This window comes from Marinobacter sp. H13 (assembly GCF_059072335.1).
Genome location: NZ_JCACRU010000001.1, coordinates 3,126,866 through 3,144,113 on the forward strand (window position 1 = coordinate 3,126,866; position 17,248 = coordinate 3,144,113).

Below are 17,248 nucleotides of genomic sequence, written 5' to 3' on the forward strand. Positions count from 1 at the left end.
AATTGCGGATAACGCAGAGCCTAACCGCTCAAACGAAATCAACATCACTCAGTTCCTTCTCGTCCCCCAGTGATCAACCGTTTTGCCTGACGACCATAGCGGTCTGGAACCACCTGATCCCATCCCGAACTCAGAAGTGAAACAGACCAGCGCCGATGGTAGTGTGGCGTTGCCCATGTGAGAGTAGGACATCGTCAGGCTCCTAATACCGAAAACCCCAGCATCCTCGATGCTGGGGTTTTTTATTGCCTGAAATTCACGGCCTCACTCACGGCAGGCCGGTGATATACTCTCCCCATAACGAACGACATCTCAGAATGGAGCCTGCCAATGCCTGCCACTGATCACCTGGTTATTTTCGATACAACGCTCCGTGATGGCGAGCAAAGCCCCGGTGCCACCATGAACAAAGCCGAGAAGCTCCGCATTGCGAAAGCGCTGGAAAAGCTCCGGGTGGATGTTATTGAGGCAGGATTCGCGATTGCCAGCCAGGGCGATTTCGAGGCGGTGAAAGCGATCGCCGAGTCCATCAAGGACTCAACGATCTGCAGTCTAGCCCGGGCGCTCGACAAGGATATCGATCGCGCGGCAGAAGCTATCCGGCCGGCACAGCGCGGGCGTATTCATACGTTTATAGCCACGTCGCCCATTCACATGAAGCACAAGCTGCAGATGCAGCCGGATGAGGTGATTGAGCAGGCGGTTCGCTCAGTGAAACGCGCGCGGAGTCATGTCGACGACGTCGAATTCTCCTGCGAGGACGCCGGACGTTCCGAACTGGACTTCCTCTGCCGGATCATCGAGGCCGCCATCGATGCCGGTGCCAGCACGATCAATATCCCGGATACGGTCGGTTATGCCATTCCCGAGCAGTTCGGTGAAACCATCCGTCAGTTGTTGAACCGGATTCCAAACGCGGACAAAGCTATTTTTTCAGTGCATTGCCACAACGACCTGGGTCTGGCTGTGTCGAACTCCCTGGCGGCGGTTTCCCAGGGAGCCCGTCAGGTAGAGTGCACCATCAATGGGCTGGGTGAGCGGGCCGGTAACGCGGCGCTCGAAGAAATTGTCATGGCGGTTCGTACCCGCCAGGATCTGTTCCATATCGATACCCGCATTGATGCCCAGCACATCGTGCCGGCGTCTCGTCTTGTTTCTACAATCACCGGTTTTCCGGTACAGCCCAACAAGGCTATCGTCGGCGCCAATGCCTTTGCCCATGAATCCGGGATACACCAGGATGGGGTTCTGAAGCACCGGGAGACTTATGAGATCATGCGGGCGCAGGACGTTGGTTGGCATACCAACAGCCTCGTCCTGGGCAAACACTCCGGTCGGAACGCCTTCCGTACCCGTTTGCTGGAGCTCGGAATTCAGTTTGAGACCGAGACGGAGCTGAATGAGGCCTTTACACGGTTCAAGGCGCTGGCAGATCTGAAACATGAGATTTTCGATGAGGATCTTCAGGCGATTGCCACCGATACCCGGCAGAAAGAGGAAGACGGCCGTTATGGCCTGGTCTGTATGCAGGTCTGCTCGGAGACCGGAGTCGTACCCAAAGCCAATCTCACGCTGAGCGTAGACGGCAAAGAGCACAAGGTTGAAGCCGAGGGCAGCGGGCCGGTCGATGCCACGTTCAAGGCAATCGAATCTCTGGTGGATTCCGGCTGCAATCTCCAGCTGTATTCCGTAAACAACATTACCAGCGGCACCGATGCCCAGGGCGAGGTGACGGTACGCCTGGAGCGCGGTGGCCGCATCGTTAACGGCGTGGGTGCTGATACTGATATCATCATCGCGTCCGCCAAGGCTTACATTGAGGCCCTGAACCTGATCAGCAAGGGCGGAATTCGACAGCATCCCCAGGTCGCGGATGTGTGAGAATGGTTATTCGGTGAGTCGCGACAGGCGAAGGTAATGGTTGGATCGGAAGCAGAGCGTCAGTTTTATCTGGGAGCAGCGGGGATACGCATGTGGTATGCCCGACAACCGTTGCCCGGCGCGGCGCCAAGCCCGGATTTTGAGTTTCCCGAGGAGAGTCAGGTTCCGGAGCCAATGCCTGGAACTTCTGAAACCATACCCAGTCCGGTAAGAGATGCCGGTCGCCCTGCGCCGCGTAAACCGACGGGCCCAGATAGAACTGAAGGCGTGGCCCGAATAGCGGATCTTCAGGCCTTGATGGAAGGTGAGGCTGTCGCGCCAGGCAACGCCTCCCGACAGCCTCCCCAATCGCCTGCCGTGTCGGATGACGCTGCGAACTCTCCGGAGCCCGCAGCGCCAGAGGACATGTCAGAGCAGCCTGCCGGGATTCCCTCTGAAAACGTTAACGTCATGATCTGGGCGGGAACCAGGGCGGTACTGATCGGAGGTATGTCTGCGGATGCCAGCAGTCGACTGCAGGAAACCCTCGCACTGAATATTCTCAAGAGCCTTTGTGAGGAGCAGCCTCAAGTGCTCGGGCAAGTCTCCTGGCCTATCTTCAACAATCTGTTGGTGCCCGGGAACTCCGGCCATGACTTTGTTGAGGTGATGCGCAGTGTTCTGTCGGGCCTGGAACGTCAGCAGGTTGTCGTCTTGCAGGGTGGAGAGGATGCAGAAAAAAGCTGGCTGAGCGAAGCCCTTGGACACGACGCAGCAGTCCGGTTTCCGCACACCCTTGCTGAGATTGCCGGCAACCCGACATTGAAGCGCTCCCTGTGGCAACAGATACGGCCTCTGGTCGCCCGTTAATGCCTTATCCGGAAACCTACCAAAAAGTTCTTGATGCCGATCTTATTGTGCGCCCCCTGGTGCCCGAGGATGTCCCGGATGTGCTCGATATAGAGCGCCAGGGTTATTCGCACCCCTGGAGCGAATCGGTGTTTCTGGATTGTTTCAAGGACAACTACCGGCTCTGGGGTGCCTGCCATGGGGGCAAACTCACCGCGTACGCTGTCGTGGCCTACATGGTTGATGAAGCGCATTTGCTGAATATCTGCGTCCACCCGAGAGCCCGCGGTGAGGGGGTGGGGCGCTATCTTCTGAGGCATGTTCTGGCAACCGCAGCTCATGAAGGTATGGCTCAGCTGTTGCTCGAAGTAAGGGACAGCAATCATGCCGCTATCGCGTTGTACCAGAATGAAGGCTTTCACGAGATCGGCCAGCGCCCCGGGTATTATCCGTCTGCCAGTGGGCGGGAGGATGCCCGGGTCCTGATGCTTGCCCTCGGCCAGTGATCACTGCAGTGCGAGTTAGCGTCACAGCGGCATAGGGCCTATAATGGCCGCCTTTTCCAGAACTTCAGATTCAGGTTGCTTTTCGATTATGTCTAACCTTTCCCAGGAAGTGGCCAAGCGCCGCACCTTCGCCATTATCTCGCACCCGGATGCCGGTAAGACCACGATTACCGAGAAGGTGCTATTGTTCGGGCAGGCAATCCAGAAGGCCGGTACCGTCAAGGGAAAGAAGTCTGGCCAGCACGCCAAGTCCGACTGGATGGAAATGGAGAAAGAGCGGGGTATTTCGGTAACCACCTCCGTCATGCAGTTTCCTTATGGTGGCAAGCTGGTGAACCTGCTGGATACGCCGGGCCACGAAGACTTCTCGGAGGACACCTACCGCACGCTCACGGCGGTGGACTCCTGTCTGATGGTTATTGACAGCGCCAAGGGTGTCGAGGAACGGACCATCAAACTGATGGAGGTTACCCGGCTGCGGGATACGCCGATTATCACGTTCATGAACAAGCTGGATCGGGACACCCGGGATCCGGTGGAGCTGATGGACGAGGTTGAGGAAGTTCTGAAAATTGCCTGTGCACCGATCACCTGGCCCATCGGTATGGGCAAGAGCTTCAAAGGGGTTTATCACCTGCTTCGGGACGAGGTTATTCTGTATCAGTCCGGCCAGGGCCATATGATTCAGGACAAGCGCGTTATCTCGGGGCTGGACAATCCCGAGCTTGATCAGGCGATTGGCGCTTACGCCGGCGATCTGCGTGATGAAATTGAGCTGGTCAAAGGCGCGTCCCACGAGTTTGACCAGGAAGCTTTTCTTGCCGGTGAACTGACGCCAGTCTTCTTTGGTACCGCACTGGGTAACTTCGGCGTGGACCACATGCTCGATGGTCTGGTGGAGTGGGCCCCGGCGCCGCAACCGCGGGAAACCGACCAGAGACTGGTCCAGCCGGCCGAGGACGGGTTCTCGGGCTTCGTATTCAAGATTCAGGCAAATATGGATCCACAGCATCGTGACCGTGTTGCCTTCCTCCGCATTGTCTCCGGCAGTTACAACCAGGGTATGAAGGCTCGTCATGTCCGTATTGGCAAGGAAGTCCGGTTTTCCGACGCGCTGACGTTCATGGCCGGCGACCGCGAACACGCCGAGCAGGCGTTTGCCGGCGATATTATCGGCCTGCACAACCATGGCACCATTCAGTTGGGTGATACCTTTACTGCTGGCGACGACATGAAGTTCACCGGCATCCCCAACTTTGCGCCCGAATTGTTCCGCCGGATTCGCCTGAAGGATCCGCTCAAGGCCAAGCAGCTCCAGAAAGGGCTGATACAGCTGTCCGAAGAGGGTGCCGTCCAGGTGTTCAGGCCGCTTCGGAATAACGATCTCATCGTCGGGGCGGTCGGTGTGCTGCAGTTCGATGTGGTGGTCAGTCGCTTGAAAAGCGAATACAAGGTGGAGGCCATCTACGAGCCAATTAACGTAGCTACTGCGCGGTGGGTCACCTGCAGCGATGAGCGCAAACTTGATGAGTTCCAGCGCAAGAATAACGACAACCTGGCCCTCGATGGGAGTGACAGGCTGGCCTACATTGCTCCGACCATGGTCAACCTGAACCTGGCCCAGGAGCGGTATCCGGACATCCAGTTCCACAAGACCCGGGAGCATTAACGGTTCCGGGCGGAGGTGACTGTGCAGCTGATCGACGCCCATTGCCATTTCGATTTTCCCCAGTTCGATGGCCGCCGCGATAAAGAGCTTGAGCAGGGCCGATCGCGCGGACTCCGGGGGCTGGTGATACCCGGTGTCCGGCGAGCGGACTGGGACCGCGTCCGCGAGACAGCGCTGGCTCATGATGGTCTGTTTTACTGTCTCGGCATTCACCCCTGGTTTGTGGAAGAGCATTCTGAAGAAGATCTGACTCAGCTCCGCCGATTGCTGGAGGGTCGTCCCGACCGCTGTGTGGCAATCGGTGAATGCGGACTCGATCGAATCCGGGGAAGTCTCGAAGCGCAGTTGCCCTGGTTTGAAGCCCAGGTGGCGCTGGCTGACGAACTGAATTTGCCGCTGGTGATCCACTCCGTCAAGACCCATGACGAAGTTCACGGTGTGCTCAATCGTCGCCAGTGGCAGGGTCGAGCACTGATTCACGGATTCAGCGGAAGCTTCCAGCAGGCTGCAAAGCTGGTCGATCTTGGGTGCTTTATCGGGGTAGGGGGTGTGATCACCCATCCCAGGGCCCGAAAGACCCGCGACGCAGTCGCAAAATTGCCACTGGAGGCGCTGGTGCTTGAGACAGACGCCCCGGACATGGCGCCGGAAGGCGTGCCACAGGGAGAGAACTCCCCACGCTATCTGCCGGATATTCTGGACGCGCTCGCGGAGCTCCGTGGCACGTCGCCGGAGCATCTGGCGCCGGCGCTTCTGGATAACGTGTCGGGGCTGTACGGTTGGGCGACTGCCGGTATAGGGGAATAACGAAACGAATCGACACAGGGTTGGCTTTCCTGGGTGGTTCGAGTATACTTCGCGCCCTGGCTTTTCAAGGCGATGTCATTATCTCAGCCCCGAATGATGGCAACGCAACACAGGTATGGAACCCCCTCCGGATGCCTTGCATTTACCGGCGGTGGTTTTTAACGTTTCTTATATAGCGTTCAAGGCGGAATCAATGAAGACTCTGAGTGCGAAACCAGAAACAGTAAAACGTGACTGGTACGTTGTAGACGCAGCCGGCAAGACGCTGGGTCGTCTGTCAACCGAAATCGCCCTTCGTCTGCGGGGCAAGCATAAGCCTGAGTACACCCCCCACGTAGACACTGGCGATTACATTGTAGTGATCAACGCCAGCCAGGTGCGGGTTACCGGCAAGAAAGCATCTGACAAGATGTACTACAGTCATACCGGCTTTCCGGGTGGAATCAAATCCATCAACTTCGAGAAGCTGGTCGACAAGGCACCCGAGCAAATCATCCAGAAGTCTGTCAAAGGCATGCTTCCGAAGGGACCGCTCGGTCGCGCCATGTTCAAGAAGCTGAAAATCTATGCCGGCGCTGAGCACCCTCACGCAGCCCAGCAGCCCAAAGAACTCGACATTTAACGGAAGGCGGATATGTCTGTAGCACAAAATTACGGTACTGGTCGCCGCAAGACATCCACGGCTCGGGTTTTTATCAAGCCGGGAAGCGGTAACATCTCCATCAACGGTCGCACCATCGAAGATTTCTTCGGTCGCGAAACCCTGCGCATGATCGTTCGTCAGCCCCTGGTGGTTGCCGAGTCTACCGATCGTTTTGATATCAACATTACCGTTAAGGGTGGTGGTATCAGTGGCCAGGCCGGCGCAATTCGCCACGGTCTGACCCGCGCTCTGATGGATTACGACGAAACTTTGCGCCCGGCGCTGCGTAAAGCGGGTTATGTTACCCGTGATGCACGTGAAGTTGAGCGTAAGAAAGTGGGTCTGCGCAAGGCGCGTAAGCGTCCTCAGTACTCCAAGCGTTAATTTCGCTGGAGCAGGATCCTGGAAAACCCGGCCCTTTTCGGTCGGGTTTTTTTATGTTCGAGTGATCTGTCAGCAAATTGATCTGGAGCAGGGGTGAGGCGCCAGCGGCGGCTTTCTGACTTGTAAGCCTCTGGTAATTTCATTACCATTTGGACGCTTATATTTTTGGGTTGTGAAGTCCTTTTGATGCGCATTGTCGGCTGTGTTGCGGGCGGTGGCATCGCCTGATGGGAGAAGACCATAATGAATAATGGCGACGTTAGCCAAGGCCGGCGCCGGTTTCTGATCGGTGCTACGTCTGTGGTGGGTGGAGTCGGCGTCGTCGGTGCGGCGGTTCCGTTCCTGGGGTCGTGGAACCCCAGTGCAAAAGCGGAAGCAGCCGGTGCACCGGTAACCGTCAATATCAGCAAGATTGAACCGGGTCAGCAGATCACCGTTGAATGGCGGGGTCAGCCGGTTTGGATCATTCGCCGTACCGACGAGATGAATGAGAACATCGAAAAGCTTAACGATCGGGTGAAAGATCCGAACTCGGAAGTGCCGCAACAACCTGAGTACATCGACGGCATACTCCGGTCGCTGAAGCCGGAATTTGCTGTGTTGGTCGGGCTGTGTACGCACCTCGGTTGTGTTCCGTCCTACCGGCCGGAAGTTGCACCGGCAGACCTGGGTGATGAGTGGCTGGGCGGTCTCTTCTGTCCTTGTCATGGTTCCCGCTACGACATGGCAGGAAGGGTATACGAGGCACAGCCAGCACCCACAAACCTTGTGGTTCCGCCGTACCGTTTCGACGATGATTCGACCCTCACGATTGGTCTTGATCCGGAGGCAGCGTAATGAGCAAATTACTTCACTGGGTGGACGAGCGCCTTCCGGTCATCGAAGCCTGGAACAAGCATCTGGGCAAGTACTATGCTCCGAAAAACTTCAACATCTGGTACTTCTTCGGATCACTGGCGATGCTGGTACTGGTTAACCAGCTGGTGACCGGTATCTGGCTCACCATGAGCTATAACCCCTCGGCTGAAGGTGCATTTGCCTCTGTCGAGTACATCATGCGTGATGTCGAGTGGGGCTGGCTGCTGCGTTATCTGCACTCCACAGGAGCGTCCGCATTTTTCGTTGTGGTGTATCTGCACATGTTCCGGGGGCTGATGTATGGCTCCTATCAAAAGCCGCGTGAGCTGATCTGGATCTTCGGTATGCTGATCTACCTGATCCTGATGGCTGAAGCGTTCATGGGCTATCTCCTGCCGTGGGGCCAGATGTCCTACTGGGGTGCGCAGGTTATCGTTAACCTGTTTGGTGCTATACCCGTGATCGGTGAGGATCTCTCTCTCTGGATTCGTGGTGACTACCTGATTTCCGGTATTACCCTCAACCGATTCTTTGCGCTGCACGTGGTGGCGCTGCCGATCGTGCTTCTGGGCCTGGTAGTGCTTCACATCCTGGCACTGCACGAAGTGGGCTCCAACAACCCCGACGGTATCGATATCAAGAAGAACAAGGACGAAAACGGCATCCCCAAAGACGGAATCCCGTTCCATCCTTACTACACCGTGCACGATCTTCTCGGCGTGGGCGTTTTCTTCTTCATCTTCTTTATCGTGGTGTTCTTCTTCCCGGAAGGTGGCGGGTTGTTCATCGAGAAGCCGAATTTCGAGCCGGCAAACCCGTTGAAAACACCAGATCATATTGCGCCCGTGTGGTACTTCACTCCGTTCTACGCAATGCTGCGTGCGGTGACGATCGACCTGTTCGGTCTTGACGCCAAGTTCTGGGGTGTTGTTGTGATGGGTGCGGCAATCGCCATCCTGTTCGTACTGCCCTGGCTGGATAAGAGCCCGGTACGGTCCATGCGTTACAAAGGCTGGTTGAGCCGTATTGCACTGGCCATCTTCGTGGTGAGCTTTGTGATCCTCGGCTATCTCGGTCTTGTACCCGCTACCGAAGGCCGCACAATGGTTGCCCAGATTCTGACGGTGCTGTACTTCCTCTACTTTATCCTCATGCCGTTCTATACGCGCATGGAGAAAACCAAGCCAGTTCCAGAGAGGGTGACAGGATAATGAGAAAGCTGATTTTTGGTCTTTTCATCGCGGTCCTGCCAGCTCTCGGGCTGGCAGCGGGTTCAACCGTGCCGCTGGACAGCTTTGAGTCAGATCACTCTGACAAGGCATCTCTCCAGCGCGGAGCGGCAACCTTTACCAACTATTGCATGGGTTGTCATTCCATGGAGTACGCGCGCTACAAGCGTGTGGCTGAGGATCTCGAAATTCCCGATGAGCTGTATGAGGAAAACCTGATCTTCACCGGCGCCAAAATTGGCGAGCTGATGAAAAACTCCATGAACAAAGACATGGCGGCTGACTGGTTCGGTGCTCCGCCACCGGATCTTACGCTCGAAACCCGTCTGCGTGGCGAAGCGTGGGTATATTCCTACCTCCGCGGTTTCTACAAGGACGAGTCCCGTCCGCTGGGCGTCAATAACGTGGTATTCCCGAATGTCGGTATGCCCCATGTTCTGGTTGATTTGCAGGGGCTCTGCGCCGTTGAACCGAAAATCGGAACGCCGGCCAGCGTTGAGCCCCTGAGTGGCAACATCAATAACGCGGATGTTTGCCCGGAGTACGCTATCGAAGGCAGCATGTCTGGAGCAGAGTTTGACCAGGCCATGTATGATCTGACCAACTTCATGTCTTACATGGGTGATCCGATCAAGCTTGAGCGTGAGCGTCTGGGGATCTTTGTCCTGATCTTTGTGGCCATCTTCTTCGTGTTCGCCTACCTGCTCAATCGTGAGTACTGGAAGGACGTACACTGAGAAATAGGGTATAATCCCGTCCCCTGAGTTCCAGCGGGCATAACCGGCCCGCTGGATTTTTGCGTTTTTTCAGGATCATTTCGGTTTGTTTACTCGTGAGGTAGTTCTATGGGCGTTGTGACCAAGCGGTCATCAATGACGTTTTTCTCGGATCCGGCCAGCCATTACAGCCACAGAGTGCGGATTGTACTGGCAGAGAAGGGTGTTACCGTCGATATCGTTGATGTGGATCCCGACAATCCGCCGGCTGAACTGGCCGACCTGAACCCGTACAACGCCCTGCCGACGCTGGTGGATCGTGATCTGGTGCTTTATGAGCCCAACATCATGATGGAGTACCTCGACGAGCGTTTCCCGCATCCGCCCTTGTTGCCGGTATACCCGGTTGCTCGAGCCAACAGCCGTCTGATGATCCATCGGATCCAGAAAGACTGGTGTGGCCTGGTCGACCAGATTCTGGCTCAGCCGAATGCCAAGGCTTCTGAGACAGCGCGCAAAGAGCTGAAGGAAAGCCTGTTGGCGACGGCGCCCCTGTTTGGGGAGATGCCCTTCTTCTTGTCCGAAGAGTTCACCATCGTAGACTGCTGTATTGCCCCGATCCTCTGGCGTCTCCCGTCGCTGGGCATTGAGCTGAATGAAAAGCAGGCCAAGCCACTTCAGAAGTACATGGAGAGCATCTTCAGCCGGGAAGGCTTCAAGGCAAGCCTGTCAGATCTGGAAGAAGACATTCGCAGCTGATTTGGTAACGTTCCGCTTGCCGGAGCAGGAGAGTGGCAGTGGCTGAGAGTAAAAACACCATGACGTCCAGCCGTCCGTACCTGGTACGAGCATTCAATGAGTGGATTCTGGACAATGACTGTACCCCCTACATTGTAGTGGACGCAGGCATTCAGGGTGTGCAGGTGCCGACAGAGCATGTCGCGAACGGGCAGATTGTGCTGAATATCAGCCCGGGCGCCGTGCGCGGCCTGGTCATCGGGAATGGAGCGCTGGAATTCAGTGCCCGTTTCGGTGGCGTGCCCATGCAGGTGTTTATTCCGTTGCAGGCGGTGATGGCAATCTACGCCAAGGAAAACGGCGAGGGCATGGTCTTCGGCAGTGAGCCGGGCTCTCCCGATCCTGACGGTACCTCGAAGGAGCGCGATGGTGAGCAGGCGTCACCTGGTCAGGAGGATCGCCCCTCTGGCAGGCCTACCCTCAAGGTTGTGAAATAACGCCAGCGCACTCGTTTTGAAAAGCCAGCTTACGCTGGCTTTTTTTATCCCCCGAAGATTTTTGCGTCGATAAGCCCGCAAAGGGCATTGATGATGAGCAGCAGCAGAGGTGTAGCCTCCGTGGGACTGAGATCGTTCAGGGCGATTTCGTGGTCCTCTGGATGCAACAAAGAGGTTATGTCCGATTTCTCCCTGGCACTAAGAACCACAACACTCATTTCCCGATCATGGGCAACCTGGATAGCCTGGATAAGATTTGCCTTGTGGCCATCGTCGACGATCACGAACAACAGATCCCCGGGTTTGCCAATCGCCCGGACCTGACGCGAGAAGGTATCGTTGAAACGGTTATCCCGGCAGATGGCCGAATAGGTCGTTGCGTCGGCGCCGAGATTGATGGCGGGCAGTGCCGGCCTGTCCTGTTCGAAACGGTTCAGAAGCGCGGTACAGAAGTACTGGGCCAGAATGTTGGCATTACCGTTGGCGCAGGTAACTATTTTCCCGTCCTGGAGCAGAGTTTCCACGAAGGCATTGGCAACCTCCTCGATAGCAGGGCCGGCCGTACTCGCGGCCTGCGCGGTATGCTCCATATGGCTTGCGAACCACTGGTTGATCTGGTGTTCGGTGTCGGTCATTTTCGGTATCACTATCCTGCCAGAATTGCATTCCTGATCCATTGTACCCGGTATTTTTTGACGGTACCCGGGCTGATGGCAACCACATCTATCCGTGAGAGACTGTTCCAGAGCCCGTGCCTGTGCAGGTAAAACGAGACTGCACGAATCAGGCGTTTCTGTTTGGGGTAATTGATGGAGCTTGCAGGATCTACAAGGCTGCCAGCGCCCCGATAGCGGACCTCGAAGAATACGAGAGTCTCACCTTCCTGTCCGACGAGATCAATCTCGCCGCCGCGATTGTAGACGTTGCGCTCAATAATCCGGACGCCCCGACTGGCGAGGTAACGGGCTGCAACGCCCTCGAAGTGGTTACCCAGGGTTTTGGTGCCATCCATGGCTACTGTTTTTCTCCGTTGGTGTTATTCGCTGAGAGGTGGGGCTTCCTCTTGAGCGCCTTCCATCTCTCCCTCTTCGGTTACCGGTTCAGGAATGAGTTCAGGGGCGCCGTTGCGGAACTGGGCCCAGAGTTGTTCCCGATGGATGCTGCCCTCGGGCGTCATGGTCAGCACACCTGTTTGGCCTGATATCGAGGCGCTTTCAACCTGTTTCAGCAACGGCAGGCGTTTGCTCAGGTGCCACGCATCGGCGCCCATGGCGAAAAGGCGCCCGGGCTGGCCACGGGTTCCGGACAGATTTTCGGTAGCTCGCGTACGCAGCTCATTGTCGTCGCCCAGTACCCAGGGAATATCAGTGAAAATAACGCCGTTCAGGTCACGGTCCCGTGAAGGTGCGGGTGTGCCCTCATAGATAATGGAAGGCGAGTACACAGGCAGGTCCCCGCCGAAATAGAAGGCGAAAAGCGGTTTGAACTGTCGGGCGACAGTGGGCTCTGCCACCATGACGATGGCGTCGGCATCCTGCCGGCGACGCGGCTCGAATTCGACATTCATGCCAATGGTGCGTTCAACCTGGATGGCCCGGTCGCGGGAAACGGTAATGCCCAGCAGGTCAGCCGTTACCGCCCTGAGGTTGTCTTCCCGATAGAAGCGCTCGATATCCAGGGCAACCCCTTCATGGGACGCCATGCGTTTCAGCAACGCAGCCTCAACGCGATCGCCCCATTCGCCGCCGGGGATAAGCACCAGAACCTGCCGCAGCTGTTCTGCGGCAAGCCGGTCGGCAATTTGCCGGGCCTCGTCCTCTGCCGAGAGACCGAACTGGTAGAGTCCGTCAGCAGGCTTGGTATCCGCCGGCAGGTAATTCAGCCCGAGAGCGGGTACGGGCAGCGTATTCATGGAACCCAGTCCGGCCAGTGCCTCTTTTTCCAGGGGGCCGACAATCAGGTCGATATCCTGTTCCGATAGCTGCTTGTAAAGTTCGCTGAAAGACGTGCCGGCGGTATCAAAGATCCGAATGTCGGTTTTGCCCCGGTCAGCAGTGTCATCCAGGTAGTACGCTGCCAGAAAGCCATCCCGGATGGCCTTGCCCGCCGTTGCCAGCGGGCCCTGGAGAGGCAGGGCAAGAGCGATTTTTTCCGGACGGCTGTCCGCCAGTGTGGCGATCAGTTGGAGTTCCGAGGGCAGAATCTGGGCGGCAGGATGGCCGGGCCAGTTGTTTTGCCAACCCCGGATGAGTCGGCCCTGCTCGTCTATGCCGGTTTCTGCAGTGCGCACCAGGTTTGCCAGCTCCAGCCAGCCCTGGGCCTCATAGCCAATCGCTTCGGCAGAGGCCGAGCTCAGCTCGGTGCCCGGTACCTTCTCCAGCAGGGACCAGATGCGGTTATGAATCTGTTGCGCATCCGCGGTGTTATCCGTCTGGGCCAGCAGGATAAGGGTCATGGCCGCAGGCATCGGCTTGCCCGCCAGGTCATAAGTGTCCGCCTGCAGGTTGGCGGCCCGGGCCATCAGGTCGGCCGGGTACTCTATAAAGGTCGACGGCGTGAGTTCGGCGGCAAGCGCCTCTGCCCAGGATTCGTCCTCAAGGGCCTTGGCGCTTGCCATGGCTAGCAGGAGTTTCTGGTTGCCAAGGTCCGCAGCCGGTTGCGCCAGCTGCGAACTTTGAAGTAGCGTTCGTGCTGCCACGTGGTTGCCCTGGTCCTGAAACCTGCTGGCGATCCGGAGGAGGTAGGCCTGGGCGGTCTCGATATTATCTTCGTTGCCGGCAAGCTCGAGGGCCTGGTCGGCCGTTTGCGCGACGTGGGTTTCGAGATTGACGGTGGCGCAGCCCGCCGACAAAAGGGCGGCAGTAAATACGCTGGCCAGGGCTCGTTGATGAATACGGATATTTAACATGGCAGGCTCGACATACTCCGGATGATTGGGCTTGTAGCGCCAGACTAACGCTGGCAAGTTTAACAGCTCCGGGGTTAATTCACATGACGTAACTGTCACGCTCCCGGATACCCCATCACAGAGGCACACGCTTTGAAAAACGAGGTCAGCGATTACCCGTCGTCCGATAGCCGCAGGGATGAACCGGGCGGCACTCTTTATGTTGTTGCCACCCCGATTGGCAACCTTGATGATCTATCTCCAAGAGCAACCCGGACCCTCGCCCACGTGGATGTGGTCGCGGCAGAGGATACGCGCCACAGTGGCCGGCTATTGAGCCATCTGGGCATTCAGAAGCGAATGATCGCATTGCATGACCATAACGAAAAAGATCGCGCAGCCGGAATCCTCGCTGAGCTTAAGGCCGGGCGCGATGTGGCGCTGATCTCCGACGCCGGTACACCGCTTATCTCCGATCCCGGATACGTGCTGGTGCGCGACGCCAGGGCTGCGGGGTATCGGGTGAGCCCGATTCCGGGGCCCTGTGCACTGGTAGTGGCTCTGAGCGCGGCCGGCCTGCCGACGGATCGCTTTCTGTACGTGGGATTTCTGCCTGCCAAGCGCTCGGGTCGCAGGGCCAGTCTTGAGCCGCTGGCCAGTGAGCCGGCCACTCTGGTGTTCTATGAATCGCCGCACAGGATTCTGGAGTCGGTACGGGATATTGCCGAGGTGCTGGGCGAGGATCGTGAGATGGTTCTGGGGCGGGAAATCACCAAGACCTTCGAAACCTTCTATTCCGGTTCGATTGCGGAGGTTCTGGCAGAGTTGGAGCAGGATCCCCACGGAACCCGTGGGGAGTTCGTGGTCATGGTTCGAGGTGCGATGGCGCAACCTGGTAATGATGACGCGGCTACCATGGATGTGGACCGTGTGCTTCGGGTTTTGCTGGCAGAGCTTCCGGTGAAGAAGGTCGCCAAAATGGCCTCGGAGCTGACCGGTCTGTCGAAGAATGAGCTGTACCAGCGCGCACTGGCGCTGAAAGACAGCTGAGTACAGTGGCGTTTTCCCTTGCAAGGCTCTGAGCGCAGGAGTATTGTCTCGCCCGAGCTCGCCAGACAGTCGCCGCCGGTTTTCCGGGGGAGGAAAGTCCGGGCTCCATAGGGCAAGGTGCCAGGTAACGCCTGGGCGGCGCGAGCCGACGGAAAGTGCAACAGAAAGTATACCGCCTAAGCGCCTTCGGGCGCCGGTAAGGGTGAAACGGTGCGGTAAGAGCGCACCGCGTGGCTGGCAACAGTCCACGGCGATGGTAAACCCCACCTGGAGCAAGACCAAATAGGAATCCAATGGCGTGGCCCGCGCTGGATTCGGGTAGGTTGCTTGAGGCCTGTGGTGACGCAGGCCCTAGATGAATGACTGTCCAAGACAGAACCCGGCTTATCGGCGAGCTCGCTTTTTCCCTTCCTGAAACGTCTGTCATTCTCAACAGGCGTTCTTTATAGCCAAAAAATCTTAAACCTCACTTGCAGTCTTCAGAGTTTTTTGCAGGTATTTGATTTTACTTCTTTTCTTTTCCGTAATCTCACCATTTCATCGAATCTGGCTCTGTAACCTCTTGTCATAAAAGGAAGTTTTCCAAGTGTGGCGCTGTTTGCGGCGCTTGCATTGTGTATTGCGTGTTTCTATAGTGTGCAGAAGTGGGAAAAAGTGGTTTCTAGTGGTTTTTTGTGGATATCGGGCACCCAGAGACAGCGTAAATGAGTAATTTTCTCGGCAGTCATGCCATCAATATGGATGCGAAGGGTCGCCTGGCGATCCCCTCCAAGGTACGCGAAGAGCTCGCGCAGGCTTGTGGTGGGCGCATTGTATTGACAGCAAACGCTGACGAGGAGCGGTGTCTGCTGGTCTATCCGGAGCCCGAATGGGAAGTTCTACGGCCTAAAATCGAGGCGCTTCCCAACATGAATAAGGCGGCCCGGCGGCTGCAGCGCCTGATCCTGGGTAATGCTGCGCCCATGGAGCTGGATTCGGCCGGGCGCATTCTGATTCCGCCAACTCTAAGAAGCTATGCCCATCTGGAGAAAAAGCTGATGTTGATCGGGCAAGGCAAGAAGCTAGAGCTCTGGAGCGAAGAGCGCTGGTTTGCCTGGCTGGATGAATCCTCTGATGACGAAGACATGCCGCCCGAGATGGAGGCGCTGTCCTTATGACCACCGATCGCAATCAGGAGGCCGGGGCGGCGTACTCGCATCGCTCGGTGCTCCTGGATTCGGCGGTCGACTATCTGGTCAACGACCCCGACGGTAATTACGTGGATGGCACCTTTGGACGGGGTGGTCACAGCCGCCTGATTCTCGGTCGCCTCGGCCCGTCGGCGCGGTTGCTGGGTATCGACAAGGATCCCGAGGCGATACGCGCGGCGAAGGAATTGGAAACCCAGGATAACCGGTTCCACAGTTTCCACGGTTCGTTTGCGGAGCTGGGCGCTGCGGTGGTCGGTCAGGGTTGGCAGACAGTGAATGGTGTGTTGCTGGATCTCGGCGTGTCATCGCCGCAGCTTGATGATGCCTCCCGTGGATTCAGTTTCATGCGTGATGGTCCACTGGACATGCGCATGAATACCGAACAATCGCCCAGCGCCGCCGAATGGCTTGCAACAGCGGGCGAGTCGGATATCGCAAACGTGATTTTCCGTTACGGCGAAGAGAAATTCTCGCGGCGCATTGCCCGGCTACTGGTCGAGCGTCGGCAGGAAGCGCCCGTCGAAACCACTCGCCAGTTGGCAGAGTTGGTCAGCGAGGCGGTGCCGAAGAAAGAAAAGCATAAGCATCCGGCCACCCGGACGTTTCAGGCAATCCGGATCTTTATCAACCGGGAGCTGGAGGATCTGGAAGTCGGCCTTAAGTCTGCGGTTGACCATCTGGCACCCGGCGGGCGACTCGTGGTGATCAGCTTTCATTCGCTGGAAGACCGGTTGGTCAAGCGCTTCATGAGGGATCTGGCCCGCGGGCCGCAGTTGCCTAAAGGTGTTCCGGTAACGGCAGAGCAGGAGGCCTCCGACTTCCGCTTGGTTGGTAAGGCCAGCAAGGCCGGCGCTGACGAAGTAAGTGACAACGTACGTGCCCGCAGTGCAGTCATGCGGGTGCTGGAACGCACAGATCTCAGGAAAAACTCGCAGGGGAGCGCGTAACCATGGGCGCGGTAGCCATTGAAGAGCCGGTAAAAACGGCAAAGCTCAACAAGCAGAAGGTCCGCGACGGTGTTGCAACTGCGGTCCGGATTTCAAGGCAGGTATTCGCTGCGACCCGGCAGGGCAAAGTGCTGGTCTCGCTTGGGCTGGTGGCCGTGTTGCTGGCGTCCTCCATCGGCGTGGTGGTGAGCGCCCACGAGAACCGGGAGCTCTTTAATACCCTGTCGCAGCTTCAGTCCGAGCGCGACCGCTATCAAAGTGAATGGAGTCAGCTGCTGCTTGAACAAAGTGCGCTTAGTGCCCACGGTCGAGTCGAAAAGCTGGCGGCTGAGCGTTTCAGCATGGTAGTGCCGGGGCGCCAGGATATTGTGCTGGTACCGCTGATGTCGCCGGTTGCAAACCGATAATAAACGAAAAC

General features: G+C 57.2%; 19 protein-coding genes, 1 rRNA gene and 1 other RNA gene. 18 read left to right on the forward strand and 3 right to left on the reverse strand.

Going from position 1 to position 17,248, the window contains the following annotated elements; genetic code table 11:
• The first annotated feature begins 85 nt into the window (after nt 1–85).
• From rrf to AC5JQH_RS14510, 13 genes are all read left to right on the forward strand, one after another.
• Nucleotides 86–200: ribosomal RNA gene (rrf, locus tag AC5JQH_RS14450) — 5S ribosomal RNA — on the forward strand.
• A gap of 130 nt (nt 201–330) precedes the next feature.
• Nucleotides 331–1,881, forward strand: a complete 1,551-nt coding sequence (locus tag AC5JQH_RS14455) for a 2-isopropylmalate synthase (RefSeq protein WP_008176567.1) — start codon at nt 331–333, stop codon at nt 1,879–1,881.
• Nucleotides 1,882–1,917: 36 nt separating this feature from the next.
• A complete protein-coding gene (locus AC5JQH_RS14460; RefSeq protein WP_493805723.1) occupies nt 1,918–2,730 on the forward strand; it encodes a 2-isopropylmalate synthase in 813 nt (270 codons plus the stop codon).
• The gene (gene rimI, locus AC5JQH_RS14465) at nt 2,730–3,215 is read left to right on the forward strand and encodes a ribosomal protein S18-alanine N-acetyltransferase (RefSeq protein WP_008176564.1); all 486 of its coding nucleotides are present in this window, start codon (nt 2,730–2,732) and stop codon (nt 3,213–3,215) included. Before AC5JQH_RS14460 ends, rimI begins: the two co-directional genes overlap by 1 nt.
• 88 nt (nt 3,216–3,303) lie before the next feature.
• Complete coding sequence (prfC, locus tag AC5JQH_RS14470) at nt 3,304–4,884, forward strand: peptide chain release factor 3 (protein WP_008176562.1); 1,581 nt, start codon at nt 3,304–3,306, stop codon at nt 4,882–4,884.
• Nucleotides 4,885–4,905: 21 nt separating this feature from the next.
• A complete protein-coding gene (locus tag AC5JQH_RS14475; RefSeq protein ID WP_008176559.1) occupies nt 4,906–5,691 on the forward strand; it encodes a TatD family hydrolase in 786 nt (261 codons plus the stop codon).
• A gap of 193 nt (nt 5,692–5,884) precedes the next feature.
• Entirely contained in the window at nt 5,885–6,313 is a 429-nt protein-coding gene (rplM, locus tag AC5JQH_RS14480; RefSeq protein WP_008176556.1) for a 50S ribosomal protein L13, read from the forward strand.
• Nucleotides 6,314–6,325: 12 nt separating this feature from the next.
• Nucleotides 6,326–6,718 carry a 30S ribosomal protein S9 gene (gene rpsI, locus AC5JQH_RS14485; protein ID WP_008176554.1) on the forward strand — a complete coding sequence of 131 codons (393 nt, stop codon included), beginning with the start codon at nt 6,326–6,328 and terminating at the stop codon, nt 6,716–6,718.
• Between the two features lie 243 nt (nt 6,719–6,961).
• Nucleotides 6,962–7,555: a ubiquinol-cytochrome c reductase iron-sulfur subunit gene (gene petA, locus AC5JQH_RS14490; protein ID WP_008176552.1), complete on the forward strand. Its 594-nt coding sequence runs from the start codon at nt 6,962–6,964 to the stop codon at nt 7,553–7,555.
• A complete protein-coding gene (locus tag AC5JQH_RS14495; protein ID WP_008176550.1) occupies nt 7,555–8,787 on the forward strand; it encodes a cytochrome b in 1,233 nt (410 codons plus the stop codon). The genes petA and AC5JQH_RS14495 overlap by 1 nt, the downstream gene beginning before the upstream one ends.
• The gene (locus tag AC5JQH_RS14500) at nt 8,787–9,542 is read left to right on the forward strand and encodes a cytochrome c1 (protein WP_008176547.1); all 756 of its coding nucleotides are present in this window, start codon (nt 8,787–8,789) and stop codon (nt 9,540–9,542) included. The genes AC5JQH_RS14495 and AC5JQH_RS14500 overlap by 1 nt, the downstream gene beginning before the upstream one ends.
• A gap of 108 nt (nt 9,543–9,650) precedes the next feature.
• A complete protein-coding gene (locus AC5JQH_RS14505) occupies nt 9,651–10,280 on the forward strand; it encodes a glutathione S-transferase N-terminal domain-containing protein (RefSeq protein ID WP_008176545.1) in 630 nt (209 codons plus the stop codon).
• Between the two features lie 59 nt (nt 10,281–10,339).
• A complete protein-coding gene (locus tag AC5JQH_RS14510) occupies nt 10,340–10,756 on the forward strand; it encodes a ClpXP protease specificity-enhancing factor (protein ID WP_169702205.1) in 417 nt (138 codons plus the stop codon).
• 44 nt (nt 10,757–10,800) lie between these two features.
• On the opposite strand, the gene AC5JQH_RS14515 is transcribed toward AC5JQH_RS14510, so the two are convergent.
• From AC5JQH_RS14515 to AC5JQH_RS14525, 3 genes are read right to left on the reverse strand one after another with little or no spacing between them, the layout of a single operon-like run.
• On the reverse strand, nt 10,801–11,391 hold the full coding sequence (locus tag AC5JQH_RS14515) for a D-sedoheptulose-7-phosphate isomerase (RefSeq protein ID WP_008176542.1): 591 nt from the start codon (nt 11,389–11,391) through the stop codon (nt 10,801–10,803).
• Nucleotides 11,392–11,402: 11 nt separating this feature from the next.
• Nucleotides 11,403–11,768, reverse strand: a complete 366-nt coding sequence (locus AC5JQH_RS14520; RefSeq protein WP_008176539.1) for a YraN family protein — start codon at nt 11,766–11,768, stop codon at nt 11,403–11,405.
• 24 nt (nt 11,769–11,792) lie between these two features.
• The gene (locus tag AC5JQH_RS14525) at nt 11,793–13,721 is read right to left on the reverse strand and encodes a penicillin-binding protein activator (protein ID WP_227497880.1); all 1,929 of its coding nucleotides are present in this window, start codon (nt 13,719–13,721) and stop codon (nt 11,793–11,795) included.
• A 75-nt stretch (nt 13,722–13,796) separates the two neighbouring features.
• Here AC5JQH_RS14525 and rsmI point away from each other — a divergent pair, with 75 nt between their 5' ends.
• The 5 genes from rsmI (at nt 13,797) to ftsL (ending at nt 17,237) form a co-directional block, all read left to right on the forward strand.
• Nucleotides 13,797–14,693, forward strand: coding sequence for a 16S rRNA (cytidine(1402)-2'-O)-methyltransferase (gene rsmI, locus AC5JQH_RS14530; RefSeq protein WP_008176535.1), 897 nt, complete (start codon nt 13,797–13,799; stop codon nt 14,691–14,693).
• 53 nt (nt 14,694–14,746) lie between these two features.
• Nucleotides 14,747–15,096, forward strand: an RNA gene (rnpB, locus tag AC5JQH_RS14535) — RNase P RNA component class A.
• 301 nt (nt 15,097–15,397) lie between these two features.
• Nucleotides 15,398–15,850, forward strand: coding sequence for a division/cell wall cluster transcriptional repressor MraZ (gene mraZ, locus AC5JQH_RS14540; protein WP_008176533.1), 453 nt, complete (start codon nt 15,398–15,400; stop codon nt 15,848–15,850).
• The gene (gene rsmH, locus AC5JQH_RS14545) at nt 15,847–16,830 is read left to right on the forward strand and encodes a 16S rRNA (cytosine(1402)-N(4))-methyltransferase RsmH (protein ID WP_008176531.1); all 984 of its coding nucleotides are present in this window, start codon (nt 15,847–15,849) and stop codon (nt 16,828–16,830) included. The genes mraZ and rsmH overlap by 4 nt, the downstream gene beginning before the upstream one ends.
• Nucleotides 16,831–16,832: 2 nt before the next feature.
• A complete protein-coding gene (gene ftsL / locus AC5JQH_RS14550; protein WP_008176529.1) occupies nt 16,833–17,237 on the forward strand; it encodes a cell division protein FtsL in 405 nt (134 codons plus the stop codon).
• The last annotated feature ends 11 nt before the right edge of the window (nt 17,238–17,248 follow it).

Bases quoted from the DNA above. Each gene is read 5' to 3' on its own strand.
- AC5JQH_RS14455 (WP_008176567.1), top strand. From the start codon at position 331: ATGCCTGCCACTGATCACCTGGTTATTTTCGATACAACGCTCCGTGAT.
- AC5JQH_RS14460 (WP_493805723.1), top strand. From the start codon at position 1,918: ATGGTTGGATCGGAAGCAGAGCGTCAGTTTTATCTGGGAGCAGCGGGG.
- rimI (WP_008176564.1), top strand. From the start codon at position 2,730: ATGCCTTATCCGGAAACCTACCAAAAAGTTCTTGATGCCGATCTTATT.
- prfC (WP_008176562.1), top strand. From the start codon at position 3,304: ATGTCTAACCTTTCCCAGGAAGTGGCCAAGCGCCGCACCTTCGCCATT.
- rplM (WP_008176556.1), top strand. From the start codon at position 5,885: ATGAAGACTCTGAGTGCGAAACCAGAAACAGTAAAACGTGACTGGTAC.
- rpsI (WP_008176554.1), top strand. From the start codon at position 6,326: ATGTCTGTAGCACAAAATTACGGTACTGGTCGCCGCAAGACATCCACG.
- petA (WP_008176552.1), top strand. From the start codon at position 6,962: ATGAATAATGGCGACGTTAGCCAAGGCCGGCGCCGGTTTCTGATCGGT.
- AC5JQH_RS14495 (WP_008176550.1), top strand. From the start codon at position 7,555: ATGAGCAAATTACTTCACTGGGTGGACGAGCGCCTTCCGGTCATCGAA.
- AC5JQH_RS14500 (WP_008176547.1), top strand. From the start codon at position 8,787: ATGAGAAAGCTGATTTTTGGTCTTTTCATCGCGGTCCTGCCAGCTCTC.
- AC5JQH_RS14505 (WP_008176545.1), top strand. From the start codon at position 9,651: ATGGGCGTTGTGACCAAGCGGTCATCAATGACGTTTTTCTCGGATCCG.
- AC5JQH_RS14510 (WP_169702205.1), top strand. From the start codon at position 10,340: ATGACGTCCAGCCGTCCGTACCTGGTACGAGCATTCAATGAGTGGATT.
- AC5JQH_RS14515 (WP_008176542.1), bottom strand. From the start codon at position 11,391: ATGACCGACACCGAACACCAGATCAACCAGTGGTTCGCAAGCCATATG.
- AC5JQH_RS14520 (WP_008176539.1), bottom strand. From the start codon at position 11,768: ATGGATGGCACCAAAACCCTGGGTAACCACTTCGAGGGCGTTGCAGCC.
- mraZ (WP_008176533.1), top strand. From the start codon at position 15,398: ATGAGTAATTTTCTCGGCAGTCATGCCATCAATATGGATGCGAAGGGT.
- rsmH (WP_008176531.1), top strand. From the start codon at position 15,847: ATGACCACCGATCGCAATCAGGAGGCCGGGGCGGCGTACTCGCATCGC.
- ftsL (WP_008176529.1), top strand. From the start codon at position 16,833: ATGGGCGCGGTAGCCATTGAAGAGCCGGTAAAAACGGCAAAGCTCAAC.